The organism is Janthinobacterium sp. 17J80-10 (genome assembly GCF_004114795.1).
GTDB lineage: Bacteria > Pseudomonadota > Gammaproteobacteria > Burkholderiales > Burkholderiaceae_D > Paucimonas.
The window spans coordinates 1,038,392-1,050,715 of record NZ_CP035311.1; the positions used below are offsets into that span (position 1 = coordinate 1,038,392).

Here is a 12,324-nt window from a genome sequence, read left to right on the forward strand (position 1 = left end):
AAGAAGCGATGAATTTATTTTTTGAAGAATCCGGCGATTTCAAGGCGGGTACCGTCCTCTCCCAGCAAGGCGAGGCTTACCAGGTCGAACTTGCCAGCGGCAAGCGAAGCAAGGTCAAGGCCAAGGATGTGCTGCTGCAATTCGCTTCGCCCGAGCCGGCGCAGCTGTTGCAGCAGGCGCAGGCGCTGGCTGCCGAGCTCGAACTGGACTTCCTGTGGGAAGTGGCGGGCCAGGATGAATTCGGCTTCGCCGAACTGGGCGCAGAGTATTTTGGCCATGCGCCGCTGCCGCACGAAGCTGCCAGTCTTTTGCTGAAACTGCATGGCGCCCCCATGTATTTTTACCGCAAGGGCAAGGGGCGCTACAAGGCCGCGCCGGAAGCTTCCCTGAAAGCCGCACTCGCCGGCCTGGAAAAAAAGAAGCAGCAGGCGTTGCTGCAGGTACAGTATGTCGACGAATTGAAGGCTGGGCGCTTGCCCGAGGCATTGCGCGGGCAAGTACGCCAGCTGCTGTTCAAGCCGGACAAGAACAGCATCGAATACAAGGCGCTGGAGGCTGCCTGCGACGAAATGCAGACCAGTCCGGCGCGCCTCATGCTGGCGGTTGGCGGCATGGCCTCGCCCAAGGACCTGCACTTTTCCCGATTCCTGCTGGAGCATTTTCCGAAGGGGAGCGGTTTTCCCGCTGTGCAGGTGCCGCCATTGCCTGATTTGCCTGTTGCAGCTGTCGAGGCGTTTTCCATCGATGACGTGACTACCACTGAAATCGACGACGCCTTGTCGGTGACGGCGCTGGAAGATGGCAAACTGAAAATCGGCATTCATATCGCCGCGCCGGCACTGGGCATCCGTCGCAATGATGCGATCGAGGCGATTGCGCGGCAGCGCATGTCCACGGTCTACATGCCGGGCGAAAAAATCACCATGCTGCCGGACGACGTCGTGGGGGCGTTCACCCTGGACGCGGGTGCAGCCCGTCCGGCCGTATCTCTGTATGCCACCGTGGATCCGCAGGACTGGAGCGTGCTGGCGACCGAAACCCGGGTCGAAATGGTGCCGATTGTCGCCAACCTGCGCCACAACGAGCTCGATGAGCAAGTGACGGAAGAGGCGCTGGCCAGTGGCACGGGTGACTACCCGCACCGGCGCGAACTTTCGCTGCTATGGCAGTGGGCCCAGGTGCTGGAGCGGGCACGCATGGCCAAGCGCGAAAGTTTCGGTCTCAAGCCCGAGCAGGCGAACCGCGTCGATTTTAATTTTTATGTCGAAGATGATGTCGTCACGATCGTGCGCCGCAAGCGCGGCGCGCCACTGGACAAGATCGTCGCCGAATTGATGATCTTCGCCAACAGCAGTTGGGGCAAGCTCATGCACGAGCATGGCGTGCCCGGCATTTACCGCTGCCAGGGCGGCGGCAATGGCGGCTGGGCGGCACGCATGCAGGTGCGCATGCAGACCCACGCGGCGCCGCACCAGGGCCTGGGCGTGGACCAGTACGCCTGGAGCACCTCGCCCTTGCGCCGGTACACCGACCTCGTCAACCAGTGGCAAATCCTCGCCTGCATCGAGCATGGCGTAACCGCGCCGTTGGCGGCGCCTTTCAAGCCACGGGATGCCGACTTGTTCGCGATTGTTTCGGCATTCGATGCCGCCTATGGCGCCTATGCGGATTTCCAGACCAATATGGAGCGCTACTGGTGCCTGCGCTGGCTTGAGCAAAACGAGGCGCGTCGCGTCGACGCCGTGGTGCTGAAAGAAGAAGTGCTGCGCCTGGTCGATATTCCCCTGATTGTCCGCCTGCCCGGCATGCCGGCCGCACCGCGAGGTAGCCAGGTCCGGCTCGACCTGCTGCGCTGGGATGAAGTCGAGTTGACCGTGGAAGCGCGCCTGATCGAGGTCTTGCCGATGGAGGCCGATGCCGCCATCGCCGAAGAAGTGCTCGACGAAGCGATACTGGATGAGCCGGCTGAAGCCCTGGTCGAAGCTGAGGCTGAAGTCGAGGCCGATAGCGAAATGACCACGAAGCCGCTCGAGGCAGGCCCGGGCGGCGATGTTAACAGTGTCGCTGCAGCGACAGATTCGGCATCAGAAGCGGACAATCGTTAAAGTAGGGCAAAAACCACTGGCCTTTATCGTAAAATCCTTTTTTCAATTGCCTCTCAGCACGCGTGTGAAGTCACTGTCGCAAAACCTGCCGCTTACCATCGCTGTCACTGTTTCCGTGGTGCTGCACGCCACATTGCTGGCGGTACGCTTCACGGCACCGGAAGCTTTCAAGTTCAAGCCGGCAGACCCGGGCCTGGAAGTCATCCTGGTCAATGCCAAACATGACAAAAAGCCGGTCAAGGCGCAGGCGCTGGCGCAGGCCAACCTGGATGGTGGCGGCAATGCCGATGCCGGCCGCGCCACATCGCCCTTGCCGGACTTGCAAAAGTCTGAGGATGGCGAGAGTGCAAAAGCGGCCAAGCGCCGTATCGTCGAACTGGAAGAACAGCAGCGAAAACTGCTCGACCAGATGAAAAAGAAAACGCCGGTGGCGATTCCGCATGTCACTGAAACGGTCAAGCCGCGTGAACTGCCGCAGCCGGATGGCGCCGATATGCTCGACAGTGCCAAGATCATCGCGCGGCAGGAAGCGGAGATCAACCGCCGCATCCAGGACGAGAACAGCCGCCCGCGCAAGACCCGGATCAGCCCGAGTACCCAGGAAGTCGGCTACGCAATGTACTACGATGGCGTCAAACGACGCATCGAGAGTATCGGCACCCTGAACTTTCCGCAGAAGGATGGCAAGAAGCTCTACGGCGAGCTGGTGATATCGATCCCGATTTTCCAGGATGGCAGCATTTATGAACGGGAGGGCGGCCCCCAGGTGGAGCATTCCTCCGGTAATCCGGCTCTGGATGAGGCGGCCAAGCGCATCGTGCGTCGTGCGGCGCCATTCGCGCGCTTTCCCAAAAACATGCGCTCGACCGACAAGGATGACATCTGGATTGTCTATACCCGCTTCAAGTTCACCCGCGAAGAAGCCCTCGAGACTGAATTGCGCGGCAATTGAACGTCATCCCTTGCTGCCACCATTGACGACCCAGATTGATCATGACTGACCGCTACGCCGTCTTCGGCAATCCCATCGCCCACAGCAAGTCCCCCGAAATCCACGCCCGTTTTGCAGCACAGACCGGGCAGGATATCCAGTACGAGCGCTTGCTGGCCCCGCTCGACGGCTTTGCCGCCAGTGTGCGGGCATTCATGCATGGCGGCGGCAAGGGCGCCAATGTGACCGTGCCTTTCAAGCTCGAAGCCTACGATCTTGCTGGCGAACTGACTGATCGCGCGCGCGCTGCCGGTGCCGTCAATACCTTGAGTTTCGAGAATGGCGCCATTCGCGGCGACAATACCGATGGTGTCGGCCTGGTGAGCGATATTGTCGCCAATGCCAAGGTGGCGATTGGCGGCCGCCGCGTGCTTCTGCTGGGAGCGGGCGGAGCCGCCCGAGGCGTGATATTGCCGCTCCTGGAACAACGTCCGGGGCAACTTGTCGTCGCCAACCGAACTGCGGCGCGGGCGCAGGAACTGGCCGCACAGTTCGACGGGCGCCTGCAAGCCTGCGCGTTCGAGGATTTGCAAGGCGTGTTTGATCTGGTGGTCAATGCCACCTCTGCCAGCCTGTCCGGCGACGTGCCGCCGCTGGCGCCGGGTCTGTTCGGTCCGCAAACGCTGGCCTACGACATGATGTACGGCAAAGAGCCGACCGCGTTCATGCGTTTCGCTGCGCTGCACGGCGCCCATGTGCGCGACGGCCTTGGCATGCTGGTGGAGCAGGCCGCCGAGGCTTTCTGCATCTGGCGCGGCGTGCGTCCGGCCACGGCCGCCGTGTATGCCGACTTGCGGTCGCAGTTGCAGCAGCCATGAAGCTGCCGCGCAAGCTATTGTTCTGGCTGTTTTTCGCGCCTGTGGCGCTGGTCCTGCTGGTGCAATTGTATTTTTTCCTGCAGATCGGCTGGTGGGTGCACTTCAATCCGGCTACCACCAGTTTCATGCGTCAGCAGCGCGCCGTTCTCCAGGAAAAAAATCCCGATTTTCAGCTGAAGCACAAATGGGTGCCGTACCAGCAAATCTCCCGCAATCTCAAGCGCGCCATCATCGCCTCCGAAGACGCCAACTTCTCCGAGCATGAAGGCGTGGATTGGGACGCACTGCAAAAGGCCTACGAAAAGAATATCCGCAAGGGCAAGGTGGTATCGGGAGGCTCGACCATCACGCAGCAGCTTGCCAAGAACCTGTTCCTCTCCGGTGAACGTAGTTACTTGCGCAAGGCGCAGGAATTCGTGATTGCCTACATGCTCGAATTCTGGATGAGCAAGGAAAGGATTTTCGAGATTTACCTGAACGTGGTCGAGTGGGGCAACGGCGTGTTTGGCGCCGAGGCCGCTGCGCGTCACTACTTCGGCACCACTGCAGCGAATCTGACGGCAAGCCAGGCGGCGCGGCTTGCCGTCATGTTGCCCAATCCGCGGTTTTTTGACAAGAATCGCGGCAGTGCTTACCTGACGCGTCGCGCCGGCCTGATCCTGCGCCGCATGGGTTCGGCCGAACTGCCGTAAGGGCGCCTGACCGCGCCAGATTTCCTGATGGCGCAAAGCCTGCGAATGACGCTTGCTTGTCGAGATCGTTAAACGTACACTTGCGCTGTTTTCGTTTTCTGGAGACCCGACTTGGGTAGTCCTACATCAAGTGACTGGCCGCGATTACGCAGTCGGTCGGCGAGACGGCGTTTCATGTAACTGTCATAAAGCGCCTCTCGCCAGCGGATTTGTCCGATGAGACAAGTCCTTGCGCGGGCAGGCGCGTCCAGGCCGTTGTCAGGCCGTGCCCCCCTGTTTTTATTCGACTTGCAGGTCACGCTGCAGGCTGCGCCGTTGGTGATGTCGCTGGTGGCTGGGAGAGTGCATGATTAACGTATTCATTTTGCAAAACGGCCGCTTGAATCAGGTCAACATCGATAGCCGGTCTGACCTGGAAAAACTCGCGCCGGTCTGGGTCGACCTGACCGATCCGAATGACGAGGAACGCTCCTGGGTCAAGAGCATTTACGGCGTGACCCTGCCGGGCGAAGACGAGGTCAAGGATATCGAGGCGTCGGCCCGTTATTACGAAGCCGAGAACGGCGACCTGCATTTGCGCACGGACTTCCTGCTGGACGAGGATGAGGGCCCGGCGCGGGTGATTACGGTCGCCTTCATCCTGGCGAGAAACGTGCTGTTCTCAGTGCATACCGATGATTTGCCGGTGTTTCGCCTGGTGCGCCTGCGAGCGCGCTCGCGGCCAGGCTCCATCGAGGATTACAAGGATGTGTTGCTGGACCTGTACGCGACCGATGCCGAGTATTCGGCAGATGCGCTCGAGGGGATTTATCAGAGCCTGGAAGAGGTGAGTCGCAGCGTCCTGAAAAAAGACTTCAGCGACCAGGACGCGGCATCGGCGCTGAACGCCATCGCCCACGAGGAAGACTTGAACGGGCGCATCCGCCGCAATATGATGGATACCCGGCGCGCCGTCGGTTACCTGATGCGCGGGCGCTTGCTGAACGCAGAGCAGTTCGACGAAGCGCGGCAGATCTTGCGCGACATCGAGTCGCTCGACGGTCACACAGCGTTCCTGTTCGACAAGATCAACTTCCTGATGGACGCCACCGTCGGTTTCATCAACATCAACCAGAACAAGATCATCAAGATCTTTTCGGTGGCCTCGGTGGCATTCCTGCCCCCAACCCTGATCGCCAGCATCTATGGCATGAATTTCAAGCTCCTGCCGGAACTGAACTGGGAGTGGGGTTATCCCTTCGCCATTTCGTTGATGCTGGCCAGCGCGATTGCGCCGTTTGCCTACTTCAAGCGGCGCGGCTGGCTGAAGTAAGGGGGGGCAGGGTCAGGCGAGGCTGGCGAAGACCTTGCGCGCCGCCTCGACGGTCGCATCGATAGTGGCATCGTCATGTTGGGCCGACACGAATCCTGCCTCGAACGCCGCCGGCGCGAAAAAGTGCCCGGCGTCCAGCATCGCGTGGAAGAAACGGTTGAATTTCTCGCGGTCGGTTTTCATCATTGCCGCATAGCTGTCAGGTTTGCTGTCCAGGAAGTAGATGCCGAACATGCCGCCCACCGAATCGGCGCAAAACGCCACGCCGGCGTCGGCGGCTGCCGCGCTCATGCCTTGCACCAGGCGGCTTGTCTGGCGCGTCAGTGATTCAAAGAAGCCCGGCGCCTGGATCAGTTTCAGGGTGGCGAGGCCGGCGGCCACGGCCACCGGATTGCCCGAGAGGGTGCCAGCCTGGTAGACGGGGCCGACCGGCGCCATATGTTGCATCAATTCCCGCTTGCCGCCGAACGCCGCCACGGGCAATCCGCCGCCGATGACCTTGCCCAGTGCGGTGATATCCGGCGTGATGCCATACAAAGACTGCGCGCCATGCAAGGCGGAGCGGAATCCCGACATCACCTCGTCCATGATCAGCACCGCGCCGTATTGCGTGCACAGGCGGCGCATGGCGCCGAGGAACTCAGGCGTGGCGCGCACCAGGTTCATGTTGCCGGCGATCGGTTCGACAATCACGCAGGCGATTTCATCGCCCATCTGCTCGAAGGCTTCTTCCAGTTGGGCGGTGTTGTTGTAGTCGAGCACCACGGTGTGCTGGACGAAGTCGGCCGGCACGCCGGCGGAGGTCGGGTTGCCGAACGTAAGCAGGCCGCTGCCGGCTTTCACCAGCAAGGAGTCGGCATGGCCGTGATAGCAGCCTTCAAACTTGACGATCTTGTCGCGGCCGGTGGCGCCGCGGGCCAGGCGCAACGCACTCATGGTGGCTTCTGTGCCGGACGATACCAGCCGCACCTGTTCGATCGACGGGACGAGGCGGCAGATCTCCTCCGCCATCTCGATTTCCGCTTCAGTCGGTGCGCCAAAGCTCAGGCCTTTTACGGCAGCATCCTGCACGGCCTTGACCACATCCGGGTGGGCATGGCCGACGATCGCCGGTCCCCACGAGCCCATGTAATCGGTGTAGCGCTTGCCGTCGGCATCCCACACGTAGGGGCCTTCGGCATGGGTGATGAATCGGGGCGTGCCGCCCACCGAGCGGAAGGCGCGAACGGGAGAGTTGACGCCGCCCGGCGTCGTGCGCTGGGCGCGTTCCATCAGGATATCGTTTTTGGATGTCATGCTGTATTCGGAAAAAAAGTGATCGATAATTTGGCGAAAGGCCTTACTGGGGCGGAACTTCGGCGTCCCCGGCAGGCGCATCTTCAGGGTCCCGCGTCCAGAAATAGCGGTCGGGCACCAGTTTGCCCATGCCCAGGCGGTGCGCGTTGGTGAGCGCCGCGACGGTGAATTCCTGCGCCTCGAAGATGGCCTCGGGCACTTCCAGGCCATTGGCCAGCAGGGCAGCGATGGTGGCCGACAGGGTGGTGCCAGCGCCGCTAAAGGAGCCGGAAATACGTTGCCAGTTATCCTGGCGCACCACGCCGCTGTCGGAAAACAGCGTATTGGCGACATCGTGCACATCCGTCGGGGTGCCGGTGACGAAGAGGTACTCGCAACCGAGGTCGATGATGCGCAAGGCGTCGACTGTCAGCGAGTCGTCGGTGGTCGGTTCGCGCCAGGTTTCGGCCAGGCGCCCGAGCTCAACCGCGGAGACCACCAACACCGTGGTTTGCGGAATCAGCAATTCGCGGATGGCTACCAGTAAATCTTCACTATCTTCGCTGCGGTCTGGCAAGGCAGACAGAAAAGGATCGAGAATGAGTGGAATATCCGGATAATCCGCGACGATTTCAGCAATTGCCGAAACATTTTCGATGCTGCCGACGGTGCCGACCTTGAAGGCTGCGACCGGCATATCCTCCAGGACCACGCGTGCCTGGTCCGCTACGCAGTCGACATCGATCACCTGGCTATCTTCGATCCGGGTGGTGTCGCCGATCAGGAGTGCAGTGACCACGGACAAACCGTGGCATCCCATCGCGGCAAATGAGGCCAGATCGGCTTGCAGACCCACAGCGCCCACCGGGTCGTTGACATTGAAGCTCAAAATGAGCGGGGAAGTTTGGTTTTGCACGGCCAGTAGATTAAGATATTCAACTTTCCATTTTACTTGATTGAAGGGCAGTCAACTGTGAGTAACGCAACATCGAACGAAGAATTCAAAACCTGGATGTGCCTGATCTGCGGCTGGGTCTATGACGAAGCCGCCGGCTTGCCGGATGAGGGAATTGCGCCGGGTACGCGCTGGGCGGATGTGCCAATGAATTGGACTTGCCCGGAGTGTGGTGCTCGTAAGGAAGATTTTGAAATGGTCGTGATTTAACAAATCGCCGACGTTATGTGTTGCAAGTGTGGGTGGGTTGCATTGCCAATTGGGAAACTTTTGGTATAAAAACCACGGCAAAGGAAAACTCTCGTGCAACGTTGTTCTAAAGCATCTTGCTTTTTGTTACAGTGGAATCGTATATTGGACAAAATCTGAATGAGAATAAGACGCCATGACAACACCGCAGGATAACGCCGGTATAAAGATTATGGTGATTGACGATAGCAGCACGATTCGCCGATCCGCCGAGATTTTTCTGGGGCAGGCCGGCTACCAGGTGGTGCTTGCCGAAGACGGCTTCGATGCGCTGGCCAAAATGAACGATCACAAGCCGTCGCTGATTTTCTGCGACATCCTGATGCCGCGCCTGGATGGATATCAGACCTGCGCGCTCATCAAGAAAAGTGCAAAGTTTCATGCCACGCCTGTCGTCATGCTTTCTTCCAAGGACGGCCTGTTTGACCGTGCGCGCGGCGCGATGGTCGGCTCGGATGCCTATCTGACCAAGCCGTTTACCAAGGACAGCCTGCTCAAAACCGTAAGCGAACATACAGCACAAGCACTTTCCAAGTAATTTTTTGACGCAAAGGTTGAAGATGTCTATTAAAAAGATTCTTATCGTGGATGACTCGCCGACAGAACGTTATTTTCTGACGGATATCCTGGTCAAGAACGGCTTTTCGGTATCGACTGCCGAAAACGGCGAAGAGGCCATTGTCAAGATCAAGGCGGACAAGCCACATCTCATCCTGATGGATGTGGTGATGCCGGGGCAGAATGGTTTCCAGGTGACGCGGGCGATTTCGCGCGATCCGGAAACCCAGGATGTGCCGATCATCATCTGCACCAGCAAGAACCAGGAAACCGACCGCATCTGGGGTTTGCGCCAGGGCGCGCGCGACTATGTAGTCAAGCCGGTCGATCCCCAGGAATTGTTGTCGAAGATTGCCGCACTCGGCTGATTGACGCCAAATGACCCAATCCACTTCGGATCCCGTCTCGGAAAAGAGCCTGGCAAAGCCGGATGCGCTGGCGCGCCGTACCCGCCTGCGCGAATTCCAGGCGCAGCTGCTCGAGCGCATGCAGGCTGCCCGTACCGGCGCCAGCCCGTATGCGCGCCAGCTCGGGGTGCTGATCGGGCAGCGCTACTGCCTGCTGAACCTGCAGGAAGCCGGCGAAATCATTTCGGTGGGCGCCATCACCGCGGTGCCGTTGACGCAAGACTGGTTCCTGGGTCTGACCAATGTCCGCGGCAGCCTGGTCAGCGTGATCGATCTGGCGCGCTTCCAGGGGCAGGCAGGGACTTCGATCGATCGTGAAAGCCGGGTCGTGGTGTTTGCCCCCGGCTTGTCTTTCAATAGCGGCATCCTGGTTTCGCGTGTGCTCGGTTTGCGCAATGTCGACGACATGCGGCCGCACGAAAACGAAGCCGAGGCGACGGCGTCCTGGGCGGTTCGGCAATATGTCGACCGTGATGCCCAGGTCTGGACCGAGCTCGATCTTTCCCTGATCGTGCAGGATGCGCAATTTTTGCATGTGGGCTTATAAGCGCCGGGCTCTACAGCCAGGCTGCAGCACAAACGGATTTTAGGAGACTCAGGAATGGCAATGGCGTTCAAAGTACCATTTTTATCCAAGGATAAAAAATCGGGGCAGGTCGATGAGACGGTCGGACAGGACGATGAATTGTCCGATTTGTCCGACGAGCAGATCGCCGAATACAAGCCGCTGAGCGCCAGTGCCACTCAGGGCGCCTCGGAAACGAGGACGCCGAGCGCGTACCAGTCCACGCCGAATCCGGATGCCACCTTCATTGGCGACGTGCTGCAGAAGAGCGGTAATATCCGCCTGCCGTGGATCGGCACGATGCCATTGCAGGAACAGGTGCGCGTGCTCTTGCTGATGCTGGGCCTGACGTTGTTGCTGGGTGCAATTTTTGCGTGGGCCAATTCGCGCGGCACATCGCTGGCAGCCACCCAGACCCAGATTGCGGCGGAAGCGCTGATGCATTCACAGCGTATCGGCAAGGCCGCGCCGAACGCGATCCAGGGTAACGAGGAAGCGTTCAGGCAACTGAAGGAAAGCCGCGACGCCCTGCAAGCCAACCTGAATATCCTGAACAACGGCGGTCCGTATCAGGGGCGCACCATTGGCGCGCCAAGCCAGGCCATGAAGCGTGTCGTGGAAGATACGCTGCGCGCCTGGGACCAGACGGAAAGTTCTGCCAGCACCATCCTCAAGCTGCAAGGCGAGCTGACTACCCTGGGCGCCACCCTGAAAAAAATGAATGCCATTTCTCCCGATATGCTGGAGCTGGCCGAGCAGGTCGCCACTCTCAAGGCGCAAGCCGGTGCCGCACCGCGGGAAATTTCCTCTGCCAGCCAATTGGTGATGCTGACCCAGCGCCTGGCGCGCAGCGCAAACGGTTTTCTGACGTCGCAGGGCATGAGCCCGGAAACAGCGTTTCAGCTTGGTAAGGATACCAACACTTTCGGCGACATTATCGAAGGGCTGCTCAACGGTAGCGACGTCATGCGCCTGGGAGCGGCACGCGATGCGGATACCCGTGAAAAACTGCTGGAACTGCAAGCCGTTTTCGCCGAATACCAGAAAGCGGTCGCAGGGATCCGCGGCAACGTGCAGAACTTCATCGCCGCCAAAAAAGCGGAACAATCGGTCTTCAACGAAAACGAGGCGCTCAAGAAGAGTCTGACCGTCTTGCAGGAAGCGTACCGCGAAGATCAGAATTCCTTCAGCGTCTCGTTCTTTGCCTTGGTATTGTTCGGTATTCTCGCGCTGGTCGCGGCGGCTGGTGTTGCCCTGGTAGTGCTGCAGGATAGCCGCAATCGCACCAAGGAAGCGGAAGACCAGCGCCAGGAAGCCGATGCCCAGCGTCAGCACGCGCAAATGCAGGAAGAGGAAGCCAAGCGCACCAACGACCAGAACCAGGCGGCGATTCTGCGGCTGATGAACGAACTGCAAGAGGTGGCCGACGGTGACTTGACGGTGCAGGCAACGGTGTCGGAAGACATTACCGGCGCGATCGCCGACTCGGTTAACTATACCGTGGAAGAGCTGCGCATCCTGGTCGGTCGCGTGACCAATACGGCCGAGCAGGTGACGACCGCATCGACGCAGGCGCAAAATATTTCGACCGAACTGCTGGTTGCATCACAAAAGCAATCGCGTGACATCCAGGAAACCGGTCAGGCCGTGCTGGAAATGGCGGTGCAGATTACCGATGTCTCCAAGTCGGCCAACGAGTCCGCGGAAGTGGCGCGGCAGTCGGTGACGGCGGCCGAAGAAGGCTCCCGTGCGGTGGAGAACGCCATCAAGGGTATGCATGAAATTCGCGACCAGATCCAGGAAACGTCCAAGCGAATCAAGCGCCTGGGTGAGTCTTCCCAGGAAATTGGTGAAATTACCGAACTGATTTCCGACATTACCGAACAGACCAACGTGCTGGCGCTGAATGCAGCCATCCAGGCAGCGTCTGCCGGCGAGGCAGGACGCGGCTTCTCGGTGGTTGCGGAAGAAGTGCAGCGCCTGGCGGAGCGCTCCGCCGAAGCGACCAAGCAGATTGGCGCGCTGGTGCGTACTATTCAGACCGATACCCACGATGCCGTGGCCGCTATGGAAAAGTCCACCCAGGGCGTGGTCGAGGGTGCCAAGCTGTCCGATGCTGCCGGTAGCGCACTGTCGGATATCCGGCGCGTGTCGAACCAGCTTGCCGAACTGATTCAGGGCATCTCGGCGGCGACGGAGCAGCAAGCGACTTCCGCCAATGGCGTCGCGCAAAGCATCCAGAGCATCCTGACGGTCACTGAGCATACCCAGGAAGGTACGCAACAGACCGCTGAATCGATTCGCGAACTCACCCGACTGGCCGAAGAACTCAAGAACTCGGTATCGCGCTTCCGCGTGGCTGCGTAACGGTCCAGTTGTTTTCCGGCCTTCGAGAGC

Annotated in this window: 12 protein-coding genes; 10 read left to right on the plus strand and 2 right to left on the minus strand. The window is 59.9% G+C overall.

Translation table 11 applies throughout. From position 1 onward, the window contains the following. Positions 1-8 precede the first annotated feature (8 nt). The 5 genes from EKL02_RS04685 to corA all read left to right on the plus strand — a co-directional run bounded on the left by EKL02_RS04685 (position 9) and on the right by corA (position 5,918). Complete coding sequence (locus EKL02_RS04685) at positions 9-2,105, plus strand: RNB domain-containing ribonuclease (RefSeq protein WP_128900962.1); 2,097 nt, start codon at positions 9-11, stop codon at positions 2,103-2,105. Positions 2,106-2,169: 64 nt separating this feature from the next. Beyond that, positions 2,170-3,057, plus strand: a complete 888-nt coding sequence (locus EKL02_RS04690; RefSeq protein ID WP_128900963.1) for a TonB family protein — start codon at positions 2,170-2,172, stop codon at positions 3,055-3,057. A gap of 41 nt (positions 3,058-3,098) precedes the next feature. Continuing rightward, positions 3,099-3,914, plus strand: a complete 816-nt coding sequence (gene aroE, locus EKL02_RS04695; RefSeq protein WP_128900964.1) for a shikimate dehydrogenase — start codon at positions 3,099-3,101, stop codon at positions 3,912-3,914. Continuing rightward, the gene (gene mtgA / locus EKL02_RS04700) at positions 3,911-4,606 is read left to right on the plus strand and encodes a monofunctional biosynthetic peptidoglycan transglycosylase (protein WP_128900965.1); all 696 of its coding nucleotides are present in this window, start codon (positions 3,911-3,913) and stop codon (positions 4,604-4,606) included. The genes aroE and mtgA overlap by 4 nt, the downstream gene beginning before the upstream one ends. A gap of 346 nt (positions 4,607-4,952) precedes the next feature. Then, positions 4,953-5,918 (plus strand): magnesium/cobalt transporter CorA, encoded by a 966-nt coding sequence (gene corA / locus EKL02_RS04705; RefSeq protein ID WP_128900966.1) that lies wholly within the window; start codon positions 4,953-4,955, stop codon positions 5,916-5,918. Positions 5,919-5,930: 12 nt separating this feature from the next. On the opposite strand, the gene hemL is transcribed toward corA, so the two are convergent. Together hemL and EKL02_RS04715 are read right to left on the minus strand one after the other, a co-directional pair. Beyond that, positions 5,931-7,214, minus strand: a complete 1,284-nt coding sequence (hemL, locus tag EKL02_RS04710; protein WP_128900967.1) for a glutamate-1-semialdehyde 2,1-aminomutase — start codon at positions 7,212-7,214, stop codon at positions 5,931-5,933. A gap of 43 nt (positions 7,215-7,257) precedes the next feature. Further along, positions 7,258-8,109: a hydroxymethylpyrimidine/phosphomethylpyrimidine kinase gene (locus EKL02_RS04715; RefSeq protein WP_128900968.1), complete on the minus strand. Its 852-nt coding sequence runs from the start codon at positions 8,107-8,109 to the stop codon at positions 7,258-7,260. A 96-nt stretch (positions 8,110-8,205) separates the two neighbouring features. Here EKL02_RS04715 and EKL02_RS04720 point away from each other — a divergent pair, with 96 nt between their 5' ends. The 5 genes from EKL02_RS04720 (at position 8,206) to EKL02_RS04740 (ending at position 12,294) form a co-directional block, all read left to right on the plus strand. Then, positions 8,206-8,358 (plus strand): rubredoxin, encoded by a 153-nt coding sequence (locus tag EKL02_RS04720; RefSeq protein WP_119787245.1) that lies wholly within the window; start codon positions 8,206-8,208, stop codon positions 8,356-8,358. A gap of 175 nt (positions 8,359-8,533) precedes the next feature. After that, a complete protein-coding gene (locus EKL02_RS04725) occupies positions 8,534-8,935 on the plus strand; it encodes a response regulator (RefSeq protein ID WP_128900969.1) in 402 nt (133 codons plus the stop codon). A gap of 22 nt (positions 8,936-8,957) precedes the next feature. Then, positions 8,958-9,323: a response regulator gene (locus EKL02_RS04730; RefSeq protein ID WP_128900970.1), complete on the plus strand. Its 366-nt coding sequence runs from the start codon at positions 8,958-8,960 to the stop codon at positions 9,321-9,323. Between the two features lie 10 nt (positions 9,324-9,333). Continuing rightward, entirely contained in the window at positions 9,334-9,909 is a 576-nt protein-coding gene (locus EKL02_RS04735) for a chemotaxis protein CheW (protein WP_128900971.1), read from the plus strand. Positions 9,910-9,969: 60 nt separating this feature from the next. Next, on the plus strand, positions 9,970-12,294 hold the full coding sequence (locus tag EKL02_RS04740; protein ID WP_128900972.1) for a methyl-accepting chemotaxis protein: 2,325 nt from the start codon (positions 9,970-9,972) through the stop codon (positions 12,292-12,294). Positions 12,295-12,324: the final 30 nt, after the last annotated feature.